Raw genomic sequence first — 23895 nt, 5'->3', positions numbered from 1 at the left:
AGGCTCCCAAAACGGACGCTACGCTGCCAATGCTGGTCCAAAACTAGAAACATTGAAAAAGAGTGGGGTTCCCTCCTTGCGACCAAGGAGGGGATCTTGCGCGATTAGAAGCTGTAGTTCACACCGATCAGACCAAATGGCAGAGTGTTATCACCCGTTGCACCATCTGTGTACTCAATGTCCACGGTCTTGTAGCTCACTTCACCAAAGATGCGCCAGTTTTTAGTCAGTGGGTAGTTAGCGGAAGCTCCGACTTTCACGTAATCTTCTTTGTGCTTTTTACCTGTAGCACCAATTTCGTTTTCAAACGCACCAATTTCTGCAAATAACGCCGTACCTAACTTGCCAAAGCTGTACCACATTCCTGGCTTGATGATGGTTTCTGTTTCAACGTTGTTTTCTGAAACACCTTTCTCATCCCAAGTCCCTTGCTGATAACGGAAGTTAAGCCAAGCACCCATGTTGTCGGCGATCTTAAAGCCTAAACCTGGCTCTACTTCCCAGTAATCAAAGTTACCAAGATTCTGTTTGATTTCGACGTGATACAAGCCGTAGCCGTGGATATCTAACCAATCGTTAATTTGGTACGAGCCAAACACTTTCGCTTCTGGAGTACTGCGTTTATCCGCACTTTCTTGAGCGTATTTCACTCCCCAACCGATATTGCCGTTTTCGATGCCATAAGATTTGTTTAGATAGATTTCGGTAATATCATTGACACCATCATAGTCAGCGCTGAACAAGCTGCCGTTGTAATTGAATTCGCGAGCCATGTAGAAACCAAAATCTACACCAGGCAAATCTTCATGGCGGAAGTTACCGTTGGCTAGCGAGTACTTCACTTTGCCGCCTTCCCAACTCTCGCCACGTGAGTTGCTGCCACTCCACTCTTCAATCTCGATATTGGTGCCGATTGTACCGTGCAACTTGCTGTCCTCTTTTGGCTCAGCATTAAGAGCCGTCAGCAGCTCTGCTTTCGAGTATTCGCCTTCTAGGGCGGTTAACTTCGACTTAAGCTCTGCGTCTTCTGCTGAAATTTTTTCGTTAGCAAACGCCGCGCTAGTAAACGCAAGAGTAAGAAGTACAGAAGATGCCACTACTGTTTTTTTCATGATTATTACCTTATTATCACATTGTTACTGTCGCCCCTCTGGGGAGCAATTTGATGCCTGCTGCAACAGGCGTTAATGTCACGCTCAAACGGGCTGCAACCCGAATTTTGAGCGCAGTAATCCTTAAGCCCGCCTCATGGTGGGCTTTTTTATTATTTTTAGTATTAAGAGTGAGAGCGGTTAACTCGCTTGCTGCACCTGAGGTGGCAGCGTAATTAAGTCATCAAGGGTATGGCCGCGCTCGTAGGCTTTACCTTTGCTGTTAAATAGGTGACATTTTTCAGCGGGGATACGGATGTTCAAACGCTGACCGACTTCGACATGCACGGTACCTGGTACGCGTACCAACACCTCTTGACCGCCGCGGACAAGCGTTGTGTAAAGTAGCGATTCCGTGCCTAGGCGCTCTAACCCTTCAACAATGACACCGACCCCTTTTTCATCAAGGTGAATGTCTTCTGGTCGAATACCCAATGTCATCAATGCGCCTTGTGTAGCACCTTGCGCATTCACTTCAGCTTCGAAGGTGTAATCACCCACTTCAACTTGGGCTTTGTCTTCCGTGGCAGAAACTAAGGTCGCTGGTAACAAGTTCATTTTTGGCGAGCCTATAAAACCAGCGACAAAAAGCGTTTTCGGGAAGTAGTACAGATCAAGCGGAGAGCCAACCTGCTCAATCGCACCATCTCGTAACACGACAATTTTGTCTGCCAAAGTCATCGCTTCAACTTGGTCGTGCGTCACGTAAATCACGGTGGATTTGAGTTTTTGATGATACTCCGCCAACTGCAAGCGCATACGAACACGTAAAGATGCGTCTAAGTTTGAGAGCGGTTCATCCAGTAAGAACAGCTTGGGATTGCGAACAATCGCCCGCCCGATCGCCACACGCTGACGCTGACCACCTGAAAGCTGGCTTGGCTTCTGCTTCATCAGGTTTGTCAGCTCAAGCATGTCGCCGACATCTTTTACGGCTTTTTTGATCTCATCGGCACTCAGTTTTTTAGCGAGCTTTAGACCAAATGCGATGTTCTCTTCTACCGTCATGTGTGGGTAGAGTGCGTAAGATTGGAAAACCATGCCAATCCCACGATCGGTAGGTGACAGGTTGTTGACGACTTCGCCGTCTAAGCACATTTCGCCTGAAGAAATCTCTTCTAATCCCGCAACCATCCTCAACATGGTCGACTTACCACAACCAGATGGACCAACGAAAACGGTGAACTCACCATCTTCGATAACAAGATTGGCGTCTTTGATGATGTGCGCACCGTCTGGGTAAATTTTATTGATATTCTTCAGTTCTAAGCGTGCCATTGTGCTACCTACATTTAATTTCAATCGCCGGTTGGGGCGCAATTGGGGCAGGCAAGCTGCCCCTTTGGTTACTCTCAGTGCGAATTACAGTATCTCTGCCAACTTCATATGCGCGGTATCTTCGAAACGCCATGTTGCATGACCAACACGGTCGTTAGGTCCAATACCGACTACACGCATACCCGCTTCTTTTGCTGCGTCTACACCTGCTTCGGCATCTTCAACCACGATGCACTCGTCAGCGTTTACACCCACTTGACCTGCCGCATGAATGAACACGTCTGGCGCAGGTTTAGAGCGGTTGACTGACCAACCGTCGCCAATGGCATCAAACAGCGGTGTTAAGCCAAGACGATGCAAGATAGGACGAGCATTCTTACTTGCTGATGCCAGTGCTACTTTGATGCCACGTGCGTTTAGCTCAAGTAGGAACTGCTCAATACCCGGTAGAACGTCTTTCGCAGAAATCGTATTCAACAAATCCACGTAGTAATCGTTCTTGCGCTCCATCAGCTCAGCAAACTTCTCTTCGCTGATCTCTTTACCGTTCAAGATAATATTCAGAGACGCTTGACGAGACACGCCACGTAGCTGCTCATTGATTTCACGGTCGAAGTAGTAACCTTCTTCGTTCGCCATACGCTGCCACGCTTGATAGTGCAGCTCAGCCGTATCCGTGATAACGCCATCTAGGTCGAAAATGAATGCCTTACACATTGAACGTCACCTCTGTTGAATCGATAACACGTGGCTCACCCGCCACTTCGATGTTTAACGCTTGGCCGCTGAACTCCGGACGCTCGATGCGAACTTGCTCTTGGTCAACGGTCACTTCGAGGCGCTCACCTTTCCAGTAGATTGGGAAGTTCAGGCTATCCCACTCTTTAGGAAGGTTAGGGTTGATACGCAGGTTGCCACCAAGCATACGAACACCGCCGAAACCGTAAACCACACACTGCCACATGCCGCCGATCGACGCCGCGTGAATACCGTGATCCGAACTCTTCATGTTCTGACCAATGTCGATAGACGCCGCTTGTTGGAACAGGTCGTAAGACAGCTCTGGGTTACCCACATCTGACGCCAATACCGAGTGCGTAGACAAGCTTAGCGATGAATCGTGCAGCGTCTTCGGCTCGTAGTAGTTCCAGTTTGCTAGCTTGGTTTCTAGGTCGAACTTATCTTCTTGCTGAAGGAACAAAACCATGATGTCGGCTTGCTTAGACACCTGCATGTCGTTAACCTGCTCTAGGTTGTAGTCTTGGAACAGACCACCAACGAATGGCTGCTCTTTGTACTTTGTCAGGTCGATGATTTCTTTCTGTAGGTAAGTGTCATCCTGTGGGATAACCTTATCTTCCGCGCGTGGCTGAGGTAGGTAGATGTTGTCTACTCGCTCTAGCCACATCTCGCGCGCTTCCACTAGATTTAGCTTGTCAGACAGCTTAGCCAGTAGCTCTGGGTTCGACGTTTCTAGATCTTCAAAGTAGCGAATCGCCAGTTTGATGTTCTCTACCGCCATGTAGTTGGTGAAGGCGTTGTTGTCGATGTGCTCTTTGTACTCATCAGGGCCGATTACGTTACAGATACCCCACATGTTGCGGTCTTCAAGCCACTCTAAACGACTTGTCCAGAACGTTGCTGTGTCGAACATGATCTCGTAGCCCATGTCGTCCATGAACTTCTGATCGCCAGTGATTTGGTAGTACTGCCACAATGCGTAAGTGATGTCACACGTGATGTGCTGCTCGATAAAGCCAGACCAAATCTTGGTCGACTTACCCGTGATGATGTCTACTGCACCCCATACAGGCGTGACCTCTTCACCCGTTAAAGCCGACTCCCATGGGAACTGTGCACCAATGTAGCCGTTGTCTTTCGCTTTCTTACGAGCGCCGTCTAGTGTCTTGAAGCGGTACTCAAGTAGGCTGCGAGCGACCTCTGGCATCGTGTAGATGAAGAACGGCAGCATGAAGACTTCTGTATCCCAGAACGAGTGGCCTTTGTAGCCTTCGCCAGAGAGACCTTTCGCGCCGATACCGAAACGAGAGTCATGCATTGGCGTAAAGATGTTCAGTTGGTATTGAGCAAAACGAATCGCAAGTTGGTCGAAGTCGCTACCACCGATGGTGATGTTCATGCCAGCCCAACGCTTGTCCCACTCTGCAGCGCTCTCTTCTAGAAGCTCATCAAAGCTGCGGTCAGCATTAGTTTTTAAGTTCGTCAGAGCGTGGTCACGCAGCGCCTGAAGCTCGTAACCTTCCACATCGAATTGCTTGTCGCGAGAGGTATGCACCACACCGACTTTTTCTGTGCCGAACGTTTCACCCGCTTTCAAGTCGTAGTTAATGTTTAGCCATACTTTACGACGGTCCATTTGCAGACCTGGGTCAATTTCAGTTTCCTGACCATCCACAAGGTAGCGGTGAGACGTTAGGAATACAAAGTCTACTTTGCTCTCTGTTGTGTGTTGTAGCAGCTCGATAAAACGCTTGTCGTAGATACGCTTTTCGCCTTCGTGGAAGTGCTGTGCACCTGAGTTAGAAAGCTGCGCATCCACACCAGAGCGGATTTCGATTTTCGCATCGCTGTTCAGTGCTTTTACTTGAACGTCAAATGCCATTAGGTGAAGGTTGGCTTGCGAGAAGAAGCGACGGAAACGCATCTCAAAGCTCTTACCTTCGTTATTTGTCCATGTGAATTCACGGATTAGCTCACCGTTTTTCACGTTTAGGCGACGAGAGTAGTTGCTCACTTCACCGGTTTCTAGGTGGAAACGGCGACCATCGATGAAGATTTCAATCGCGCTCATGTCTGCAGAGTTTGGCAGCTCGGTGACTTCGTCTGCATCAAACTTATTGTAAGTTCCCGCAACGAAAAGGTTGCGAACCTGTCCCACGTATTTTTCTTCCGTTGCACTACGCGCGCCCATGTAGCCATTTCCTTGGCTCATTACTACTTCACATTTACCTTGGAAAGCTGAGTCAAACGCCGTCTCTTCAACGATCCAGTTTTTAAGTTCGCCTTGACCAGCGTTGTAGTTCATAAACATCTTAAATATCCCCGAAATTTAACCTTTAACAGCGGAAGAAATGTCGTTACCCACGAAGTAACGTTGGAAAACCATAAATACAATCAGTACTGGGATTGTTGACAGGAAAGCCCCCGCCAAGATCAGGTTCCAGTCACCTGCTACGCCATAAGCGTTACGTAAACTCAATAGACCAACAGGAAGCGTGAACGCATCAGCTGGGCTGTTAATGACCACAAGCGGCCAGAAGAAGTCGTTCCAAGCACCTTGGAAACCAAGGATGGTGACCGACAAGATGGCTGGCTTCGCCAATGGCATAAATACCTTCCAAAGAATCACAGCCGGGCTTGCGCCATCGACGATTGCGGCTTCTTCCAGTTCTTTCGGAATGTTCTCGAAGAACTGTTTCATGATCAGAACCTGACCCGAAGCAACGACCGCAGTGATGACCGCCCATGGTGTGTTCAATAAGCCGATATCTTTATAAATTAAGTAGTTAGAGATGAACGTTACTTGGCCCGGAATCATCATGCTGAACAACATAAAAGCAAACACAGCACGAGCCCCCGTAAACTTCAGTCTTGCTAAGGCGTAACCCGCCGTACAAGCGAAGAACAATGTCAGCAGCACCTTACCAATCGCGATGAAGAACGAGTTGATGGTCCAGCTCATGAACAAGCTCTTACCTGTATCTAGGCTCACCGACTCGGTGTACACGCGAACGTAAGACTTAAACACGTAGCCAATCACACCCGGCGCGGCGTTATCCCATGCCGCGACACGACCACGACGCTCCATCTTGCTTGGTGCTAGCGTGCTATCAAGCAGCACTTGGCCGCGCGGCGCTTCTACCGTTAGTGGCAGCGTTGCAATCTCAGGACCTTGCCCTTGATACTTAATGGAAAATGCCCACGTTTGGCTGTGGCCTTGTTTGGTCAGCTCGCGACGACCACGCTTTTCTACAAACGTCACCTTGTCGTTAGTGTCTACCAGCACTGGCTCGCTGACTTGCGCGTAATCGGCAGCAAAGTCGGTCACGATAGCCGCAGCCATGCCTGTACCTGGACGACGGCGTGGCACTTCAATCTCAGGGACTGTCAGCTCTTTACCATCTTCCACCGCGTAAGTGACGGTGAAGTTCACTTCTGCACCCGGTGCAAAACCACCGAACATTGGCGCATCGTTACCTTCTTTACCGAGTTGGTAAGCCGCGCCCCAGTTACTGGGTTGAACCTGAGCAAAATTGAACTTAAATGGCTGCTCTAATGGGTCATCTTTCAAACTCGCTAAGAAAGCCACCACGAAAGTACCTAGCATGACAGTCGCAACCAGTAGCAACGCACTGTAAACCCAAGCCACTTTCGCCCAACGGCGGCGCGCTTGAAACTTGGAAATCTCTTCCATTGATGCCATTGGTTTAGCATCTTGGTGATTCATTGCTGACATCGGGTTAGCCATCTGCTTTCTCCTTTACACCAAAGATTTTCTGCAGATACACCACTGCCAAAGTAATGAACGCCAATACCAGTGCCGCTGCGCTTGCCATGCCGATTTGTGGCGTGCCACCTGGTGGGAACGCATTGTGGTAAACGTAGTAAGCCAGCGTAATGCGTGATTCAAGCGGTGCTGCTGAGCCAAGCAGTGCCACTTGGTCAAACATTTGTAGCGTACCGATGATGGAGAAAGTCACGACGACGAACGTCACTGGTGCTAACTGAGGAATCGTAATGTTCCAGTGCTGTTGCCACTTGTTCGCACCATCAATGTGCGCCGCTTCGTAAAGCTCTCCTGGAATGCCTTGCAAGCCTGCTAGGAATAGCAACATGAAAGTCGGGATGGTGGTGTAAATGTTCTGAATCACGATTGCCCAAAGCGTTAGAGGCATTGGCCCGACATGATCACGGGTGTTTAGCCAGTTCACTTCTACAACTTGATTAGTGACTTCAACCCAGCCCATAGCGCTAGCCACAAATGTCGCCACACCCGCAACGATGAAAGAAAGAATGCCCCACGCAGGATCCAACCAGCCAACCGGTAAGCCTTTCAAACGATCTTTCGTTACCAATACAAACTGAGTTGCGACAGCAACAAGCACAAAGCAGCTCAAGTGTGGGTAGTGGTTCACGACATCGGTGACAAAGCCGTTCAGATAACCGTTCTTTTGGTAGAACCAAATGAAGATCAAAGTGACAGCCGCACTCGATAAGATACTTGGCAAGTAAAACGCCGTTCTAAAAAAGCTTTTCGCACGAATTTTAGAGTTCACCAAAATCGCTAAGCCAAGCGCTAACACGGTTTGTACACAGGTCACAATCAGAGAAAACCACACGGTGTTAGCCAACGAAAGAAGAAAGAGATCGTCAGTTAATAGCGCTTTAAAGTTAGCCAAACCAACCCAGATGGCATCGCTGAACAGGTCGTACTCAGTAAAACTGAAGTAAACCGTTCGCACTAATGCATAAAGGAAAAACACCACCAAAGTGAGTACAAATGGCCCAGCAAGGAGCCATCCGTAGACTTGTTGGCGTAAACGTAAAGAGTTCATCACTCGCTCCGTTACTTAGCCATCAACGCATCGTATTTTTCTTGTGCCATTTTGAGCGCTTCTTTTTGCGTCATTTGGCCAAGTAAAACCGAGTTCAATGCTTCATTAATCGGAGTCATCCATGCTGTGCCATAATCGCCAAATGCAAAGGGCTCAACGTTGCCTTCCAGGGCGCCATCAAATACCTGCTTAGATAACTCACTTTCAGAAGTTTTCTGAGCGAAGAAATCCGATTTCCCGAGCGCCTCACGGCTAGGTAACGCTAGGCCCGAATCCAGAACCCATTCTTGAGCTTTTTGGCTAGTTAGGATTTCGACCGCTTTTTGCGTAGCCGCAACATTTTTACCATCTGCGTTTACGCCCCATGCAACAGTAAACAGCAGATTGCCACGCTCACCACTAACGGGATCTTTAGGCATTAAGGTCGTGCCATAAGGCAGGTTTGGTGCTTTATCACGCAGATAACCGCTAATCCAGTTGCCTTCCAGGGCCACCGCCGTCTCTTCGGTTCCGAAGCAACCACCACCCCAGCCTTGGCCTAAATCCGTTGCCAGAATGCCGACTTTGTCTTCTGTCACTAGACCAGTATAGAAGTTAAATGCACGAGCAAAGTTGTCATCCAGTACCGTCTTCCCTTGTTCGTTGAACGGCTTCCAACCTGTTGCTAACGCGAACGGTGCAAAGCGAGCGTAATCCGGCATAACGCAGATTCCCGATACTTCATCAGCCAAGGCCTCTTTCACATCCAGAAGCTTTTTACGTAAATCCTGCCAAGAGTCCTGATTGGTTGGGTAGGCAACTTCGGCATCATCAAAAATATCTTTGTTAAACTGTAGAGCGATCGTATTGAAGTCTTTCGCAACACCGTACTGCTGACCATTGAGTGTGAATGCGGCGTTCAAACTTGGAATAAGCGTCTGTGATAAATCATTCAGTTCGGTGTTGTTTGCTGCAACTTTGCCTGACTTCACCAAGGTATTGGCAAATACTACGTCAACGTAAAACGCATCCGGCGCAGTACCAGCGGATAGGGAATTGGTAATAAATTGAGAGAAGTCACCTTCTACCGCTTGGTACTTAACCTCTAAGCCAGCTTTTGCGAAATCATCCGCCAGTACGTCATTGACCAGTTTGTTCAGGACGACAACGTCGTTCCCGCCCCAGCCAGCAATGGTTACTTCGGTCTTTGCAACAGCCTGAGTAGATAGGCCGGCAGCAAGTAGGGATACTGCCAATATTGTTTTTTTCATGTTGCCCTCAATTCCTTCATTTCAAAATCTGAGGGTATTATGCGCAATTTACGTAAGCGCTTACGTTAAGTTGATCACATTACGCTTTTATGACGCAGGGAAACAAAAAAAGCATGACAGAAGTCATGCTTTTTGAGGTTTTTGTTAATTACTTGATCGATTTTTACGTTGTTTTTCCCAATTTTAAGTTTACCGCAACCACCGAGCCTACGGGCTGTTCACGTAAAATGGCTTGCTCAAGCATAGATGCGACGCGTGCAGCAATCTTATCGGTATCTTGCACTATGGTGGTTAAGTCTTTAGAAATTCCCGGCAACCCATCGTAACCAACTACAGAGAAATCATGAGGAAGCTCGTACCCTCGGTCTTTCAGAGCGGCGATAACGCCAAGCGCGGTCTCATCACATTCGCAAACAAACCCTTGGTAACCCTCAAGCTGCTTTTTCTCCATCGTCATAAAGTAACGATAAGCAGCGATTTCTCCCAAAGGATCAGCGCCAGTACGTAACTCTCGAACAGGTAAGGCATTGCTGGCCATCACAGACATATAGCCTTGATGACGGAACTGATAGCCATCACCATAAGTGGTTGGAGTAACGAAACAAATGTCTGTTAGCCCTTTATCTACAAGGTGTTGCGTTGCTTCTCGACCACCATTGAAATCATCTGGTGCAACCCAAAAAGAACCTTCACTCATGCCAATACAAACAAAAGGAAGGTCTAACTGTTGGCAAGTTTTAATGCGCTCATCATCATTTGTAATACCGAGTAACACAGCGCCGCCAACCTGCTCTAAATCCACTTCACCAAAACTCACAGGTAATAAGTTTCGACCTGAGTTTTTAATTGCCGCCGACAGTGAAGGCCATAGCATTCCTAGATATCGAGAAGCATAAAAGTCATGGGGACCCAGTGAGATCGCAATCGTGTTCTTATGACTGCCGCTTAGTTCACGGGCCGACGTGCTTGGAACATAACCAAGGTCTTTACAGATATCGAGAATTTTCTTTCTGGTTTTCTCGCTAATACCAGGCTTGTTATTTAAGGCTCGACTAACGGAAGCAATTGAAACACCAGCGATTTTTGCTGCTTCATGTATAGTTGCTTTCTTTAGTTCCGCGTCAGTTTTTGGTGCACTCACTCGCGCTCTCCTACCGCAAAACGTAAAATTTACGTTCATTATCTAGTAAGAAAAGAAAATTTCAATGCTCATTTACGTAAACTAGGATTATCATCAACCAAATTCGTTAATTTTCGCTCGTTCAGTTAACTTTCTCACTTTAGCAACACGCTCATTGGACTGCTTGCCGTAAGAAATCATAAAAGCAAACGGCGGCAGGCCCAGTTTTCGCTCCCTTAGGCAGCGTAATATGCAGCGGGACTTGATATCTTTCATTGTGCTCAACTTTAAGCACCTTAAGCTGACCAGTGTTTCTTAGCTTGATGATATGCCCTGGTAAACGGCAAAAACCGACACCTTGCTCCACCGCTCGAAATGCATGATCAAAATTGTCTACGGTTATCCGCTGATTCGCTTTTAACCAACCGACATTTTGCTCTTTACTATCAATATTAGTCGCCCCAAGATCGCGAATGACAATTTGGCAATGAGTGGCAAAATCAGCCATACACACCTGCTTCTGACCTGCTAGTGGGTGTTTGCTTGAAACAACGGGCAACATACTCGTCAACGAAAAAGCTTCGGCAGGGTAATTGGTGATCGGCAAAGTAATAATGGCGATATCCGCTTGCTCGCTGGTCACCATTTCTGCCGTTTTAGACAACGAAGTCTCTACCACTTGAATCGAAGTGATACTGTTTTGACTAAGATACTCAGCCATCGGTTGATAGAGCAGGCTCGGGTCGCAAAGGTGATCCATTGCGACGGTAATCTCTGACTCGACACCCGCTGAAATTTGTTGGCTTAAGTCTTCCAGATCTCTTGCCTGTTCAAGCATACTGCTCGCTCTTCGAAGCAATGAACGACCATGCTCTGTGACGGTGGCACGTCTTCCCTTCACCTCCACCAGCTTAACGCCCAGTTGATCTTCAAGCTTTTTGATCGAGTAAATCAAGGTGGTATGGCTTTTGTTTAAAGCCGAAGCTGCGGCTTGAATACTGCCCGCCCGATCCACTTCTTTCAGCGTAACCCATTGCTCAAGCGTACTTTTCAGTCTCATCACTCAACCTGTCAGTTTTTTAGACATTAATACACAATATTATGAACTTTTCTGTTCATTTTATATAGACAACAATAACTCCATCGAACAGCGACGCGCGTTCACAACAGACAACAATTGGAGAAACTAGGATGAAACTATTACAAGTCGATTTTCAATATCATGGCCCTATGGGCGCAGAGATGTCTAAAGCATTGGTTGGTCTAGCGGAGTCAATTAATCAAGAACCTGGCATGATGTGGAAAATCTGGACAGAAAACGAATCAGAAAAGCTAGGCGGTGGTATCTATCTTTTCCAAGATGAGGTCAGCGCACAAAACTACCTAGACATGCATGCCGCGAGACTAAAAGAAATGGGCGTGCCAGAAGTACGTGGTGTTATTTTTGACATCAATCAGCCTCTAACCGAAATCAATCGTGGGCCAGTTGGTCTGTAAGGAGCTGCTATGACGAATAGACAGTTTTTAACCTTGCACGGCAGCATCTACACTGTGTTTGCATTCGCACTGTTTTTTCAGCCAACTGTTATGTGGCCAATGTATGGCGTTGAGATTAACGATAAGTACGCTTACTTCCTGTCCCAACACACAAGTATCTTTCTCGGAGGCGTAGCGGCAGTAAGCCTTTATCTAAGAACAATAGAGCACAAAGAGACAATGCAACAGCTACTCAAAGCGCTGCTTGTCACTAACCTACTTGGTGTCGTAATAACGGGCTACGCTGGATTTACGGGGATCTTTGTCGGCTTCGGGTGGAGCGATCCTGCCTTTTTTGCTCTGTTATCTTTGCTTAGCTACCGTCAGCGGCTCAAACAATCATAAGCTCCAATACCTATTTGCACCTTTTGATAGGTGCAGATAGGCCCACCTCGCCTTTTACTGCCAACCTGCGTAGAATACGCGCTCTTTTCCTTTTCATGAGCACTCATAGGCAGTCAGTTTGCATACAGTAGAACAACTTAAAAGCGGAGAGCTGGCGGGCAGTCAGCACCTTCAACTTTCTGAACAATTAACCGAGTTACCACAAGAGATATTAGCTTTAGTTGATACGTTGGAAATTCTCGATGTTTCAAACAACCTTTTAAGTGAACTGCCACAATGGCTCACTGAATTAAAACAACTCAAAATAATCTTTGCTTCCAACAACCGCTTTACTCACCTACCTCTAGTATTAGGTCGCTGTGAGAAACTGGAGATGGTCGGCTTTAAAAGCAACCAAATTGTTCGCGTTGCAGAAGAATCTTTGCCCGAGCAGCTTCGCTGGCTAATTCTGACTGACAACCAGATCGCTCAGTTACCAGAATCTTTGGGCTACCGCCCCCGTCTACAAAAGCTGGCACTCGCGGGCAACAAGCTCAAATCGTTGCCAAACAGCTTTAATCAGTTGCTCAATTTAGAGCTAGTACGCCTATCTGCTAATCAGCTTGAATGCTTCCCCGCCGCGCTACTAGAACTCCCCAAATTGGCGTGGATGGCTTTTGCAGGCAACCCTTTCTGTGAAAGGACTAGTCTTGAAGAGAGTGTCCCACAAGTCGCTTCCAGTGCTTACAAACTTAATCAGGTTTTAGGCCAAGGCGCATCAGGAGTGATCTCTCACGCAAAGTGGCTCGACACCGATTTCGATTTCCCAGCTAATGTTGCAGTAAAAGTGTTCAAGGGAGAGGTCACCAGTGACGGTTACCCTTGCGATGAGTTGCAAGCTTGCCTGCAAACAGGGCATCACCCCAACCTTGTGAAATCAATCGCTCAAGTATACGAGCACAATCATCTTGCCTTGGTGATGGAGCTTATCCCAGAGAGCTACTTCAATCTTGGCCTGCCACCAACGTTGCAAACCTGTACACGCGATGTTTTTAGACAAGGCTTCACCTTATCGGTGACTCAGATTGAAAAGATTGTTGACCAGATGATGGATGTATTTAATCACCTACACGACAATAAAGTGTGTCATGGCGACCTATACGCGCATAATGTTTTGATCAATGAGCAAGGTGAGATGATATTTGGCGATTTTGGAGCTGCGTCGGTTTACGACTACTTATCCGAATCTCAGCAACGCGGTATTCGCAAGGTTGAAGCGCGCGCTTTAGGGCACTTTATAGATGATTTGCTCACGGTATGTAAGCCAATAGAGACGCAAACAGCGGCCTACAAAAGCTTAAAGAACCTTGCCCTAATCGCGGGTTAATCTGCCACATAAGAGCACTGATGTCATGGCGACATTAGTGCTCACTGTGACGGTCGATCTCATGCTGCAGCGCTTCCAACTGCTGCAAAATCGCTAGAAACTTCTCGCCAAAATCCGTCACCTGATATTCCACCCTCGGCGGCAGCTCGTTATAAGTCACTTTATCGAGGATGCCAAACTCCACATTGCGCTTTAAACACTGGTTTAGCACCTTAGTGGATAGGCCATCAACGTTTCGCACCATTTCTCCTGGCCGATTAATGCCCGCCGCTAACAGTTGGTACACAGTGAGTGACCATTTACAGCCATAAATCGCTTCCACCATGCGTGCACTGCTTTGCGGCGCACTCTTACGTGGAAAAAGTTTTTCTTTGTTATTCATAAAGATGTACCAAAAAGTACCTACCCTACCGATTTGTACTTACTATTCATACAGTTAGATGAATCCTAATATTAGCACGCTCAACAAAATAAGGAGAACAAAATGACTTACCATCTAACTCATCGTGCACTTATCATCGGCGGCTCTAGCGGCATGGGATTTGAAACTGCCAAGCAGCTACTGAAGCATAAACTCAGCGTCACCATTGTAGGAAACAACAAAGACAAACTTGAGCAAGCGCGCAGCGAGTTGTCCGCTTATGGCGAAGTGAAGGCTCGACAAGTCGACTTATACAACCCTTCAGCTGTCACTGAGTTTATTAAAGAGTTGGACGCTTGTTCAGAGCCGATTGGTTATCTGGTCAACGCCGCGGGTTACTTCAACCCAAAACCATTTATCGAGCATAGTGAACAAGATTACGACCGTTACCACGCGTTAAACAGAGCGACCTTCATGATCACTCAAGCTGTTGCAAGAAACATGACCAAGCACCAATTCGGTAGTATTGTTAACATAGGGTCGATGTGGGCGAAGCAAGCGATCAAAGCCACACCCTCTTCAGCGTATTCAATGGCAAAAGCAGGTTTGCATGCCATGACACAGCACTTAGCAATGGAGCTGGCAGACAGCGGTATTCGAGTGAATGCTGTCTCACCAGCTGTGGTAAAAACCCCGATTTACAATGCTTTCATTGAACCAAACCAACTTGATGAAGCACTGGCAGGGTTTAACGATTTTCATCCTATTGGTCGAGTCGGAAGCGCAACAGATGTCGCCAACTCGATCTGTTTTTTGCTTTCAGAGCAAGCAAGCTGGGTCACTGGGGCAATTTGGGATGTAGATGGCGGAGTGATCGCCGGCCGAAACTAAACGGTATCATTGGCAGGAGGTACAAAATGATAAACATGAACTTTCACCAGCGAGTCGTCATTGATACTCATGCTCAGGATTGGATTGCCAGCCCAGCCAAGGGGGTATGGAGAAAGCCATTAGAACGAGAAGATGCAGAATCGGGCCATACTACGAGCATAGTCCGATACGAACCAGGCTCTAAATTCAGCAGCCATCCTCACCCATTCGGCGAAGAGATCTTAGTGCTGGAAGGCGTGTTTTCCGATGAGCATGGCGACTACCCCGCGGGGAGCTATTTACGCAACCCGCCGGGCAGTCAACATGCACCGTTTAGTGAGCAGGGTTGCGTTATCTTAGTTAAGCTCAATCAGTTTGCTAGCCATGACCTAACACAGGTACGTATCAATACCAAACAACAAGACTGGTTACCGGGTATCGGCGGATTACAAGTGATGCCACTTCATGATTTTGAACATGAGCACGTTGCACTGGTCAAGTGGCCCGCTGGTGAACGCTTTCAACCTCATCGCCATTTTGGCGGGGAAGAAATTTTTGTCTTATCGGGTAGCTTTATCGATGAGCATGGCCGCTACCCGAAAGGCAGTTGGCTACGTAGCCCGCATATGAGTGAGCACTTTCCTTATGTTGAAGAAGAAACCGTTATTTGGGTTAAAACAGGCCATCTGCCACTTGGCCACGGCTAGTCAAGCTCTGAAATAGCCACCCGGAAAATCGCTTTGAGGGGTTCAAGATCCAGATAGACGCCCGCAACATTGGCGTCTATCCATTGTTGCTGGGTAATGACCGGCCAGTTGAGATCATAACCAAGCACAAACAGCATCTCTTCAAAGAAAAAGCGCTGCACACGCCCATTCCCTTCTCGAAACGGATGCAATAAGTTCATCTCGCAAAACAGGGAGGCAATCTGTTCAATCAAAACATCGCGCTCATTAATCTCCGCAAGCGGCGGAATAAGCGTAAACAGTTTTTGTCCTTCAATTTCAATTCTGGGCACGGTACAAAAGCGGGTATCGCCTTTCGATATATCCACTTCTCGAATTTCTCCTGCCCAAGAAAACAAGTCTTGAAAGAGATAAAAGTGAAGATCTTTAAGATGGGAAAAAGAAAACTGCTCGATGGTGTTCATCGAACTTTGATAGGTGCGATACCGCTCTGCCGTAAACGCCACTTCCGCTTCAGCCAGCTCGTCCGCATCGCGCAGGTTCAACAGATTGATTAAGACATCGCTGCCTGCGTAGCAGTATTTATCATGATACACACCATATTTATCGCGCATACTTCCTTTTCAGTTCCGCAATCGTGCGGGGTTCACTCTCTTCCTTCAGCGACATGCCTTCATATTTTAGACTAACTTTGAAATTTTCTGTTTTTGGCGTAAACGTCTTTTTCGTTCGAGCCGTTGAATCAGAAGATGGATTGGACATAGTTACCTCTGCTTTCAAATCTGTCTCAAGTGTAACCCACAAAATAAACCGCTTCTACTTTGTGGGCTTCGGGCGTGACGTGGTTAAGGCACTAACGACCACCTGCTAGCTCAATAAAGCTCCCGGTTACGTAAGAAGCCTCTTCAGACAATAACCACAGGATGGACTGCGCAACTTCTTCAGGGGTGCCTCCTCGCTGCATTGGCAGATTCGGGGCCAATCGGTCGACACGATTCGGTTCACCACCATCAGCGTGCATTTCGGTATAAATGCAGCCAGGTCTCACACCGTTGACGCGAATACCTCGGCCAGCGAGCTCCAGTGATAACCCCTTAGTGATGGAATCCATCGCACCTTTTGAAGCGGCATAATCCACGTATTCGAAAGGTGCACCGATTCGCGACGCGGCGGAAGAGACATTAACGATAGCCCCCGGGATTGCGCCTTCTTCATCGAGTTGGTTGATGTAGCTTTTACAGCAAACGAAACAACCGATCACATTGGTATCGAGCACTTGCTTAAAGCGCTCAACGTCAATGTCTTTCAATTCAGATTGAGTAAAAAGAATCCCTGCGTTGTTGACTAAGTGGCTGACTGTACCAAATCGTTGTCTGGTTGCCACAAACATGGCTTGGACTTGTTTCTCATCGCTGACATCAGCCTGATAAGCGAAGGCTTTGCCCCCTTGCTCCTCAATGCTTTCAACCACCTTTTGTGCCTGCTGCACATTACTGTGGAAGTTGACACAGACCGCGTACCCATGTTGAGCAAGCAATAGACTGGTCGCGGCACCAATTCCACGACTACCACCGGTAACGATAACGACTTTGTTCATTGGGCTCTCCTTAACCTAACTTTGCCAACGACTTTACAGTGTAAACTACTTCAAATGCACCATTTTTTTCACCCCTTCGAGTAAGGCATCAATCAATAAAGTCAATGCTTTAGGTTGATACCGCCGCTGCTTATAGACCAAGTAAGCTTGTCGAGCACTACGATGATATTGAGGTAATACACGTACCACATTCATCTCTTGGTGCACATGTCTTAACGGTAAGGAAGCAATCCCAAGCCCGTTCTCTACGGCCCGGCACACTGACATGATATCGTTGACAACAAGCCGGGGCTTAATGTGAATAATCTCTATTAATTGCTCTCCCTCATACACTGGCAAATCAACCACATGGTCAACACTTATCCAGTTTAGAGGCATTAAGTCATCAAGCGAATCAATACGGCCAACTGAATTCAGGTACTCCGGACTGGCGAAAAAAGCATGTTTCGCCTCAAACAATGGCCGAGCGATCATGTCTTGCATCTCAGACAGATCAAAGGTCATCAACAAATCCCTATCTGATTGAGGTATGACTTGCTCTTGGCTTAAAACCAGATCAATGCTGACTTCTGGATAACGGCTGAGAAACTCTTCAATCACATCGGCAACGAATCCACGATAGAAATTATGCGGCAGCGCGAGTTTGATTGACCCGGTCACATGCTGGCTTTGCGACAACAGTTGACCGAAGCCACTCTCAACGGATTCCATGCCACTACGCAAGCGCTCAAACGCCTCTAAGCCCGAAGCGGTCGCAACCAACTCCCTACCCTGCTTTTCCAACAAGCGAGTGTTTAAACGTGATTCTAGAGCAGATAATCGGCGTGACATGGTCGACACAGGAAGTTGAAGCTTCCGCGATGCCGCTAGCAATGAGCCCTCTTCGACAACACAGCAGAATAAGTAGAGATCGTCCATGTTTCCAAATATGGAATTCATAGTTCTAAACCTGACTATTTTTCTCATTAATGAGTGGTTATATCCTGAATATAGACGCAACAACAACCCTTAGGGAGAAAAATGATGACTCGCAAACTGTTTTGGATCTCTGCACTGCTTTCTTCTTTCACAATGGCGGTCATTATGTCCGGACTAATTTCTGGTTATAAATTGGGTTTTAATAACGAGTGGCCTGCGATTTGGCTAGATAGCTTTCTTCTAGCATGGCCGGCAGCCCTAACCCTTAACTTGACTGTTTTACCGCAAATTAGAAAGTTGTCTCACTGGTTAGCAGGCACGAACGCAGTCTCGCAGGCTTAAAAAGCAAAAAGGGGACTTCCAGTCCCCTCTCATATTTGTTAGTGCTATTACGGCGTGAAAATAATACCTTGCAGCTCTTGCTCTCTTTGAGCCGTTAGCCAATTAAGGCACTGCTCTTTTAACTTTGGCTCGACTGACACAATTAAGTTACATGTCGCGTCACGGTGTTTAATCCACCGCCTTTGTACTTCTCTTACATCATCAACTTCCGGCTTTGACATCGCATAGTCTTCAGATGGTTGTTTAAGCGCGATCATTAATTTTTTGTATGTCGCATTTAACTGGCTATCGGTTTTACTGAGTGGAGTAGAAACGGTCTCCATATCGCCCTGAATGGCACTATCTAGCATAGAAAGATAAAGATCCTTCTGCGATTGAATTGAGTCTATTATCCAAGCAGTACGTCCCGTTCCGCCATGCATTTCTTCTTGCTGCGCCTTGAGCGTGACAAAATCTTCCATCGCTTTATAGGCCAGATTCAGCAGATCGAGGTTCTCTCCTGACAGTTTTTTGCTTATTGCAGAAAGCTCACGCTGGCGACGTTTCTCTTGCACTACGGCATCCCTATCCGCGCAATACCCTGCCCCCGAGCCACTGGTAACGTAATGACAAAGGTTAAAAGGCATCACTTGATCATTTTTCCAATGCTTATAGTAATCGGAAACCGCAAATGAGACCTCTGCAGGCACATCACCACCACGCGTGATCAACCAAAACACCAGCTCCGGATCCGGTTCACCAAACTGACTTCCCTCTTTTGACGCTTGTTCCGCTAACTCCCACACATCGTAGAAGGGCCAATCTCCGTCTTCATCTTCTACCTGATAAGTTTTAAAGAACGCATCGTGGTCACGCTCAGGCACTTCGGCGGCGTAGGTCAGCACTTGCACCTTTTCTTCTTCGTCATACAGGGACAAACTGGGATTTTTCTGTTTGGCTTTATAGTAGGTCTCTAATGCGCTTTTAGGGTCAGACATTCTAATACTGCCCGCGCGGAAAAAGACCGTATCTAAATAGTATTTAAGGGCTTCTTGATGACCATTTTCTGCGGCTTGCTGCAAATGATAGACGCTCTCTTCATCCGATAATACGTATTGGTAGGCGAGTCTAAAGTGCGCTTCTGCACTGCCTAATTCAGCAGCCTGATTAAACAAAGCCTGCGCTTGTTGTTTATCGCCTGCTTCATAGAGTTGTTGCGCTTTCGTCACGAGCTCAAGTTCAGCGGAAGTTGCAGAGAAAGCCAAGCAACAACCCAATACGAGCGGAAGAAATTTAGTCATCATTGGTCCATCAATCACAAAATGAGCGGAATGAATGCTCTAGCGAATTTAATCTCAGCGCTATTATTAACACGCGCGCACAAAAAAAGGGATCGACTCGATCCCTTTTTGGTTTATCTAATTTTTAGCGATTACAGCTCAGCGTTATGGTAAACCTGCTGAACATCATCACAGTCATCAAGAAGGTCTAAGAACTTCTGGAATTTCTCTGCATCTTCACCCGCAACTGGCGTGTGAGTTTGAGGTACGAAAGTGATCTCTTCTACATCAAGAGTCAGGTCTGGGAACGCACCGTTTAGAGCAGTCTTAGTTTTGAAGAACTCAGTGTGAGGAGCGAAAACTGTAATCACGCCATCTTCAAGTTCAACGTCAGTCACGTCTACGTCTTCCATCATCAGCGTTTCTAGAATGATTTCATCATCATCGCCTTTGAACTGGAATACGGCTTGGTGATCAAACATGTGTGAAACAGAGCCTTCAACACCAATTTTCGCACCTGTTTTAACGAAACACTGGCGCACATCTTGGAAAGTACGGTTACCGTTGTCAGTTAGACAATCAACGATGACGCTCGTACCGCCAGGGCCAAAGCCTTCGTAGCGCGCAGGAACGTAATCTTCACCGCCACCACCATTCGCTTTATCGATCGCTTTATCGATAACGTGTGCTGGTACTTGATCCTTCTTCGCTTTAGCAATCAGGTGCTTTAGCGATAAGTTCATGTCAGGATCAGCGCCACCGTTCTTCGCACACATGTAAATTTCTTTACCGTATTTGGAATAAACTTTAATTTTTGCGCCTGCAGTTTTCGCCATTGAGGCTTTGCGCACTTCAAAACTTCTTCCCATCGGGATGTCTCTCTAATTCAATTTAACGCGAAGGATTTTAGCAAAAAGCGAGAGCTTTTCAATTTCTCACTCATGCAGAGGAAATGACGCGTCACGCGACGCCCATTACTCGCTTATATTTGGCTACGGACTCTAAGAAAAACGCTTTCTCGCTGTCATCTCGAATTTTGTCGGCTTCCTGATCAATTTCATCAGGTACAGCTTTCGCTTCACGTAGCTTCCAGACTATAAACGATGCTTGCTTATCAAGCTCAACCTTATTTTTCTCTTCTGCGGGAAGGTTTGAAAGGTTAATCGACATAAAAACGCTCGGTATCCGTAAAAATATGGAGTGGGAATATACCACACCCAAGCGCAATGTAGAGTACCAATAGCGCTCAGGGCAGCGGATCAGATCAAAAAAGCGTTAAAAATAAAGGGTGGCATAAGCGCCACCCTTAGTGATTTTGAGATCAGATAATACAACTAGTGCAATAAGCCCAGTTCCTTTGCCTCTTCAATAGATAAGCCACTTTCGCGAATCTCTCTCAAAGCCTCGATACGACGACGAGCTTCCGCGCTTTTTACCGTTTTAACCGGTTTTTGTGACTCGACTTCTTCCGTGAAGTCCCACTTATCTGCAATCTTAGTCATTTCATCATGGTCAATAGAATTAATGGACATAAAAACCTCCGAACAAACCATGCTAGGGACAGCTAATCTGTAGCAAAATCTACGAACCCTTGTTAAGAATTTTAGCTCCAGAATGTGATTGTGCTAATAGTTCGGAAACTCTTATCGATTTTTCTATAAATAGGTTTTGCACCGTTTCTATCCTGGCAGTACATTTAAGGGATTACCCCTAAGAAAATTGAGCTGATCTGGCTCTCATTTTTTCCCTTCACTTTCACTGCTCAACTCTCGTTTTTGTTACACACTCTCCCAGCTAATTGTACTTTTTCGACTCACTTCACCCTTTTTGTCTGATGTTCTTTTCAGTCACAAAATAAGAGTTAATGATAATCATTATCTTTTACTTTTTTTTGTAGGTAAGACATGAGTCAATCTTTTCTCCAGCATGCATTTCATGCTGACCCCATCATTCAGATCCGAGATCTGAAAGTGGACTACATTACTGACAATGGCGACTTCCAAGCAGTTAAGTCAGTCAGTTTCGACATAGGCAAAGGTGAAATTTTCGGACTCGCTGGCGAATCAGGCTGTGGCAAAAGTACCATTGCTTTTGCGATTAACCGACTACATAAGCCGCCCGCGTTTATCTCCGGTGGAGAAATCCACTTTCAAGGGCGCGATCTCCTCAAACTGCCCGACAGCGAGATTAATGCCATACGTTGGAGCGAAATTGCCATGGTATTCCAAAGTGCAATGAATTCACTTAATCCAGTGTTACCCATCCAAGAACAATTCGCCGATGTTCTGCGCCATCACCAAGGTCTCAATGAAGAGCAAGCCAAAGATCGAGCCGAAAAATTACTCGACTTAGTCAATATTCCACGCGAGCGACTCACAGAGTATCCGCACCAGTTCAGTGGTGGTATGCGTCAACGCTTAGTCATTGCCATCGCGCTATCGCTCAATCCTAAACTCATCATCATGGATGAACCAACCACGGCGCTGGACGTTGTCGTCCAACGCGAGATCTTGCAGCAAATTTATCAATTGCGCGAAGAGTTTGGTTTCTCTGTGCTGTTTATCACTCATGACCTTGCTTTGATGAGTCAGTTATGTGACAGGATTGCCATCATGCGTCATGGTGAAATTGTTGAGGTTAACCAAGCCAGACAAGTGCGCAGCAATCCGCAGCACCCATATACACAAAAACTTTGGGCATCATTCCCTAATATTCACGAAGGCAAACACAGTCAACAAGGAGCAATGGCATGAGCGACCCAATCCTAAGCCTCAGAAACGTGGTTAAAGAGTTTACCATTGGCGGTGGCTTCGCTTCAGAAGAGCGATTTAAAGCACTGCAAGGGGTCAGCTTCGATATTCACAAAGGTCGAACGCTCGCGCTTGTCGGTGAATCTGGCTGCGGTAAAAGTACCTGCGCTCGCTTGATGACCAAAGTGTACCCATCAACATCAGGGGAAATCTTGTTTAACGGCCGTAACATTGACGAAATAGAGAGCCGCCAAGAGCTGCTCGACTACCGCAGTAAAGTGCAAATGGTATTCCAAGATCCCTTTGGCTCATTAAATCCAACCCATACCATCGAACACCACTTAACCAGACCGATTAAGATCCATAATCAGGTCGCACATAAGCGCGATATTCCCGCTCGCCTCAAGGAATTAATCGATTTGGTTGAACTCGCCCCGGATACATTACAAAAGTTCCCTCACGAGCTTAGTGGCGGCCAACGACAGCGCGTAAATCTTGCTCGTGCTCTTGCGGTTGGTGCGGAAGTCATTCTTGCGGATGAACCAACGTCGATGCTGGACGTGTCGATTCGCTTGGGCGTTCTCAACCTAATGCAACGAATGAAAAAAGAGTTCGGTATCGGTTTCTTGTACATCACGCATGATCTAGCGACAGCCCACTACATCGCAGAGGAAACCGCAGTCATGTACAAGGGACAAATCGTCGAATGGGGTGATACTCAGGCGATCTTAACCGATCCGCAACATCCGTATACTCAGCTACTGATCTCCGCAGTCCCGGATCCTGATCTGCCATTTGGCAATCTCGTCAAGAGTGAACCAAACTACTCTTTAGACGCTGATCAGATCCGAGCCAATAGTGCGATCGTTCAGGAGGAGTTTAAGCAAGTAGGTCCAAACCACTTTGTAAAACAATGGGTTAAAGCTGCATGATGACGCTAGATACGTGGATAGAGCAAATGGGTACTTGGTACCAAACTCGAAAGCATGATCAAGAGCAAACGCTGGAAAGCTTGCTGTTATCAGCCCCCGAGCAAGTTTGGGGGCCAAAGATCACTGACCAACAGAGCAAAGCCATTGCATGTTGGTTAGATGGCTGTCTACGTATCTTCCATCACCAGCAATACCAAGCGCCCGAAAAAGCCTATCAATTTTTGCAACTCGCCTACGCCAAGTTACAGCAAGTGGTGTGCAACAGAGAAAGCGAGCTAGGTTTAAAAGACTGGTGTATGAAACGCTTGCAACATCTTGCAGTCGTCACCTTAGAGTTTTGCAACCAGCAATCTCAAGCCAACTGGCACAAGGAGTCCGTTCAGCTTATTGAAGCACACGTGAGCTTCATGGAAAGCCAGTCTTGGAACGAAGCTCGGAACAATGATCAAGAGGCAAGAGTCGTTCACTAAGCGTTATACGGATCGATGATCAAGGTAAAAGTGGGATCATTGTTGAGTGAGAGTAAGTGGTTTGCACTTCTTACCGATTGAAAAACCT

26 protein-coding genes are annotated in these 23895 nt (G+C 46.9%); 9 read left to right on the top strand and 17 right to left on the bottom strand.

What is annotated here, in order from left to right; genetic code table 11:
• Positions 1 to 104: 104 nt before the first annotated feature.
• From RH45_RS04045 to RH45_RS04005, 9 genes are all read right to left on the bottom strand, one after another.
• On the bottom strand, positions 105 to 1112 hold the full coding sequence (locus tag RH45_RS04045) for an OmpG porin family protein (RefSeq protein WP_008074162.1): 1008 nt from the start codon (positions 1110 to 1112) through the stop codon (positions 105 to 107).
• Between the two features lie 180 nt (positions 1113 to 1292).
• Entirely contained in the window at positions 1293 to 2429 is a 1137-nt protein-coding gene (locus RH45_RS04040; RefSeq protein WP_008074160.1) for an ABC transporter ATP-binding protein, read from the bottom strand.
• Positions 2430 to 2513: 84 nt separating this feature from the next.
• Entirely contained in the window at positions 2514 to 3146 is a 633-nt protein-coding gene (gene pgmB, locus RH45_RS04035) for a beta-phosphoglucomutase (RefSeq protein WP_008074158.1), read from the bottom strand.
• On the bottom strand, positions 3139 to 5481 hold the full coding sequence (locus RH45_RS04030; RefSeq protein WP_008074156.1) for a glycoside hydrolase family 65 protein: 2343 nt from the start codon (positions 5479 to 5481) through the stop codon (positions 3139 to 3141). Before RH45_RS04030 ends, pgmB begins: the two co-directional genes overlap by 8 nt.
• An 18-nt stretch (positions 5482 to 5499) precedes the next feature.
• A complete protein-coding gene (locus RH45_RS04025; protein WP_008074154.1) occupies positions 5500 to 6918 on the bottom strand; it encodes a carbohydrate ABC transporter permease in 1419 nt (472 codons plus the stop codon).
• A complete protein-coding gene (locus tag RH45_RS04020; RefSeq protein WP_008074151.1) occupies positions 6911 to 8005 on the bottom strand; it encodes a carbohydrate ABC transporter permease in 1095 nt (364 codons plus the stop codon). Before RH45_RS04020 ends, RH45_RS04025 begins: the two co-directional genes overlap by 8 nt.
• 11 nt (positions 8006 to 8016) lie before the next feature.
• Positions 8017 to 9255, bottom strand: coding sequence for a type 2 periplasmic-binding domain-containing protein (locus tag RH45_RS04015; protein WP_008074150.1), 1239 nt, complete (start codon positions 9253 to 9255; stop codon positions 8017 to 8019).
• A 163-nt stretch (positions 9256 to 9418) separates the two neighbouring features.
• Positions 9419 to 10396: a LacI family DNA-binding transcriptional regulator gene (locus tag RH45_RS04010; RefSeq protein ID WP_008074148.1), complete on the bottom strand. Its 978-nt coding sequence runs from the start codon at positions 10394 to 10396 to the stop codon at positions 9419 to 9421.
• Positions 10397 to 10547: 151 nt separating this feature from the next.
• Positions 10548 to 11435, bottom strand: coding sequence for a LysR family transcriptional regulator (locus tag RH45_RS04005; RefSeq protein WP_008074146.1), 888 nt, complete (start codon positions 11433 to 11435; stop codon positions 10548 to 10550).
• A gap of 131 nt (positions 11436 to 11566) precedes the next feature.
• Between RH45_RS04005 and RH45_RS04000 the strand changes: the two genes are divergently transcribed.
• The 3 genes from RH45_RS04000 to RH45_RS03990 all read left to right on the top strand — a co-directional run bounded on the left by RH45_RS04000 (position 11567) and on the right by RH45_RS03990 (position 13622).
• A complete protein-coding gene (locus tag RH45_RS04000) occupies positions 11567 to 11872 on the top strand; it encodes a monooxygenase (RefSeq protein WP_008074144.1) in 306 nt (101 codons plus the stop codon).
• 9 nt (positions 11873 to 11881) lie between these two features.
• The gene (locus tag RH45_RS03995) at positions 11882 to 12256 is read left to right on the top strand and encodes a hypothetical protein (protein ID WP_008074142.1); all 375 of its coding nucleotides are present in this window, start codon (positions 11882 to 11884) and stop codon (positions 12254 to 12256) included.
• 118 nt (positions 12257 to 12374) lie between these two features.
• Positions 12375 to 13622, top strand: a complete 1248-nt coding sequence (locus tag RH45_RS03990; protein ID WP_008074139.1) for a leucine-rich repeat-containing protein kinase family protein — start codon at positions 12375 to 12377, stop codon at positions 13620 to 13622.
• A gap of 34 nt (positions 13623 to 13656) precedes the next feature.
• Here the strand turns inward: RH45_RS03990 and RH45_RS03985 are convergent, their stop codons facing one another.
• A complete protein-coding gene (locus tag RH45_RS03985; RefSeq protein WP_008074137.1) occupies positions 13657 to 14004 on the bottom strand; it encodes a winged helix-turn-helix transcriptional regulator in 348 nt (115 codons plus the stop codon).
• Between the two features lie 102 nt (positions 14005 to 14106).
• Between RH45_RS03985 and RH45_RS03980 the strand changes: the two genes are divergently transcribed.
• Both RH45_RS03980 and RH45_RS03975 read left to right on the top strand, forming a co-directional pair.
• Positions 14107 to 14874 (top strand): SDR family NAD(P)-dependent oxidoreductase, encoded by a 768-nt coding sequence (locus RH45_RS03980; RefSeq protein ID WP_008074134.1) that lies wholly within the window; start codon positions 14107 to 14109, stop codon positions 14872 to 14874.
• A 26-nt stretch (positions 14875 to 14900) separates the two neighbouring features.
• Entirely contained in the window at positions 14901 to 15560 is a 660-nt protein-coding gene (locus RH45_RS03975; protein WP_008074132.1) for a cupin domain-containing protein, read from the top strand.
• Here RH45_RS03975 and RH45_RS03970 read toward each other — a convergent pair.
• From RH45_RS03970 to RH45_RS03960, 3 genes are all read right to left on the bottom strand, one after another.
• Positions 15557 to 16153, bottom strand: a complete 597-nt coding sequence (locus tag RH45_RS03970) for a Fic/DOC family protein (protein ID WP_008074129.1) — start codon at positions 16151 to 16153, stop codon at positions 15557 to 15559. The two genes, RH45_RS03975 and RH45_RS03970, sit on opposite strands and share 4 nt — an antisense overlap.
• Positions 16154 to 16392: 239 nt before the next feature.
• Positions 16393 to 17136 (bottom strand): SDR family oxidoreductase, encoded by a 744-nt coding sequence (locus RH45_RS03965; protein WP_008074126.1) that lies wholly within the window; start codon positions 17134 to 17136, stop codon positions 16393 to 16395.
• 45 nt (positions 17137 to 17181) lie between these two features.
• Positions 17182 to 18102: a LysR family transcriptional regulator gene (locus tag RH45_RS03960; protein WP_174263521.1), complete on the bottom strand. Its 921-nt coding sequence runs from the start codon at positions 18100 to 18102 to the stop codon at positions 17182 to 17184.
• Between the two features lie 57 nt (positions 18103 to 18159).
• Between RH45_RS03960 and RH45_RS03955 the strand changes: the two genes are divergently transcribed.
• Positions 18160 to 18396 (top strand): DUF2798 domain-containing protein, encoded by a 237-nt coding sequence (locus RH45_RS03955; RefSeq protein WP_008074124.1) that lies wholly within the window; start codon positions 18160 to 18162, stop codon positions 18394 to 18396.
• A 47-nt stretch (positions 18397 to 18443) separates the two neighbouring features.
• On the opposite strand, the gene RH45_RS03950 is transcribed toward RH45_RS03955, so the two are convergent.
• The 4 genes from RH45_RS03950 to RH45_RS03935 form a co-directional block, all read right to left on the bottom strand.
• Positions 18444 to 19676: a lysozyme inhibitor LprI family protein gene (locus RH45_RS03950; RefSeq protein ID WP_008074123.1), complete on the bottom strand. Its 1233-nt coding sequence runs from the start codon at positions 19674 to 19676 to the stop codon at positions 18444 to 18446.
• Positions 19677 to 19807: 131 nt separating this feature from the next.
• Positions 19808 to 20524: a YebC/PmpR family DNA-binding transcriptional regulator gene (locus tag RH45_RS03945; RefSeq protein WP_008074122.1), complete on the bottom strand. Its 717-nt coding sequence runs from the start codon at positions 20522 to 20524 to the stop codon at positions 19808 to 19810.
• 91 nt (positions 20525 to 20615) lie between these two features.
• Positions 20616 to 20825 carry a DUF3283 family protein gene (locus RH45_RS03940; protein ID WP_008074121.1) on the bottom strand — a complete coding sequence of 70 codons (210 nt, stop codon included), beginning with the start codon at positions 20823 to 20825 and terminating at the stop codon, positions 20616 to 20618.
• A 164-nt stretch (positions 20826 to 20989) separates the two neighbouring features.
• Positions 20990 to 21187 carry a PA3496 family putative envelope integrity protein gene (locus tag RH45_RS03935; RefSeq protein ID WP_008074120.1) on the bottom strand — a complete coding sequence of 66 codons (198 nt, stop codon included), beginning with the start codon at positions 21185 to 21187 and terminating at the stop codon, positions 20990 to 20992.
• A gap of 372 nt (positions 21188 to 21559) precedes the next feature.
• Between RH45_RS03935 and RH45_RS03930 the strand changes: the two genes are divergently transcribed.
• Genes RH45_RS03930 through RH45_RS03920 form a run of 3 tightly spaced genes read left to right on the top strand, consistent with a single transcriptional unit; the run spans position 21560 to position 23807 of the window.
• Positions 21560 to 22408, top strand: a complete 849-nt coding sequence (locus RH45_RS03930) for an ABC transporter ATP-binding protein (protein WP_008074119.1) — start codon at positions 21560 to 21562, stop codon at positions 22406 to 22408.
• Positions 22405 to 23337 (top strand): ATP-binding cassette domain-containing protein, encoded by a 933-nt coding sequence (locus tag RH45_RS03925; RefSeq protein WP_008074118.1) that lies wholly within the window; start codon positions 22405 to 22407, stop codon positions 23335 to 23337. Before RH45_RS03930 ends, RH45_RS03925 begins: the two co-directional genes overlap by 4 nt.
• The gene (locus RH45_RS03920) at positions 23334 to 23807 is read left to right on the top strand and encodes a hypothetical protein (protein ID WP_008074117.1); all 474 of its coding nucleotides are present in this window, start codon (positions 23334 to 23336) and stop codon (positions 23805 to 23807) included. Before RH45_RS03925 ends, RH45_RS03920 begins: the two co-directional genes overlap by 4 nt.
• Positions 23808 to 23895: the final 88 nt, after the last annotated feature.

The organism is Vibrio sinaloensis DSM 21326 (assembly GCF_000189275.1).
GTDB classification, from domain to species: Bacteria; Pseudomonadota; Gammaproteobacteria; order Enterobacterales; family Vibrionaceae; genus Vibrio; species Vibrio sinaloensis.
This window is presented reverse-complemented; position numbering and strand designations above follow the sequence as displayed.

Excerpts from the sequence above, each read along its gene's own strand:
- RH45_RS04025 (WP_008074154.1), bottom strand. The coding sequence starts at position 6,918 with ATGGCTAACCCGATGTCAGCAATGAATCACCAAGATGCTAAACCAATG.
- RH45_RS04000 (WP_008074144.1), top strand. The coding sequence starts at position 11,567 with ATGAAACTATTACAAGTCGATTTTCAATATCATGGCCCTATGGGCGCA.
- RH45_RS03960 (WP_174263521.1), bottom strand. The coding sequence starts at position 18,102 with ATGAGAAAAATAGTCAGGTTTAGAACTATGAATTCCATATTTGGAAAC.
- RH45_RS03925 (WP_008074118.1), top strand. The coding sequence starts at position 22,405 with ATGAGCGACCCAATCCTAAGCCTCAGAAACGTGGTTAAAGAGTTTACC.
- RH45_RS04045 (WP_008074162.1), bottom strand. The coding sequence starts at position 1,112 with ATGAAAAAAACAGTAGTGGCATCTTCTGTACTTCTTACTCTTGCGTTT.
- RH45_RS03935 (WP_008074120.1), bottom strand. The coding sequence starts at position 21,187 with ATGTCCATTAATTCTATTGACCATGATGAAATGACTAAGATTGCAGAT.
- RH45_RS04040 (WP_008074160.1), bottom strand. The coding sequence starts at position 2,429 with ATGGCACGCTTAGAACTGAAGAATATCAATAAAATTTACCCAGACGGT.
- RH45_RS03950 (WP_008074123.1), bottom strand. The coding sequence starts at position 19,676 with ATGACTAAATTTCTTCCGCTCGTATTGGGTTGTTGCTTGGCTTTCTCT.
- RH45_RS03940 (WP_008074121.1), bottom strand. The coding sequence starts at position 20,825 with ATGTCGATTAACCTTTCAAACCTTCCCGCAGAAGAGAAAAATAAGGTT.
- RH45_RS03955 (WP_008074124.1), top strand. The coding sequence starts at position 18,160 with ATGACTCGCAAACTGTTTTGGATCTCTGCACTGCTTTCTTCTTTCACA.
- RH45_RS03965 (WP_008074126.1), bottom strand. The coding sequence starts at position 17,136 with ATGAACAAAGTCGTTATCGTTACCGGTGGTAGTCGTGGAATTGGTGCC.
- RH45_RS03970 (WP_008074129.1), bottom strand. The coding sequence starts at position 16,153 with ATGCGCGATAAATATGGTGTGTATCATGATAAATACTGCTACGCAGGC.
- RH45_RS03985 (WP_008074137.1), bottom strand. The coding sequence starts at position 14,004 with ATGAATAACAAAGAAAAACTTTTTCCACGTAAGAGTGCGCCGCAAAGC.
- RH45_RS03920 (WP_008074117.1), top strand. The coding sequence starts at position 23,334 with ATGATGACGCTAGATACGTGGATAGAGCAAATGGGTACTTGGTACCAA.
- RH45_RS04020 (WP_008074151.1), bottom strand. The coding sequence starts at position 8,005 with ATGAACTCTTTACGTTTACGCCAACAAGTCTACGGATGGCTCCTTGCT.
- RH45_RS03980 (WP_008074134.1), top strand. The coding sequence starts at position 14,107 with ATGACTTACCATCTAACTCATCGTGCACTTATCATCGGCGGCTCTAGC.
- RH45_RS04015 (WP_008074150.1), bottom strand. The coding sequence starts at position 9,255 with ATGAAAAAAACAATATTGGCAGTATCCCTACTTGCTGCCGGCCTATCT.
- RH45_RS04030 (WP_008074156.1), bottom strand. The coding sequence starts at position 5,481 with ATGTTTATGAACTACAACGCTGGTCAAGGCGAACTTAAAAACTGGATC.
- RH45_RS03945 (WP_008074122.1), bottom strand. The coding sequence starts at position 20,524 with ATGGGAAGAAGTTTTGAAGTGCGCAAAGCCTCAATGGCGAAAACTGCA.
- RH45_RS04005 (WP_008074146.1), bottom strand. The coding sequence starts at position 11,435 with ATGAGACTGAAAAGTACGCTTGAGCAATGGGTTACGCTGAAAGAAGTG.
- pgmB (WP_008074158.1), bottom strand. The coding sequence starts at position 3,146 with ATGTGTAAGGCATTCATTTTCGACCTAGATGGCGTTATCACGGATACG.
- RH45_RS03995 (WP_008074142.1), top strand. The coding sequence starts at position 11,882 with ATGACGAATAGACAGTTTTTAACCTTGCACGGCAGCATCTACACTGTG.
- RH45_RS03975 (WP_008074132.1), top strand. The coding sequence starts at position 14,901 with ATGATAAACATGAACTTTCACCAGCGAGTCGTCATTGATACTCATGCT.
- RH45_RS03930 (WP_008074119.1), top strand. The coding sequence starts at position 21,560 with ATGAGTCAATCTTTTCTCCAGCATGCATTTCATGCTGACCCCATCATT.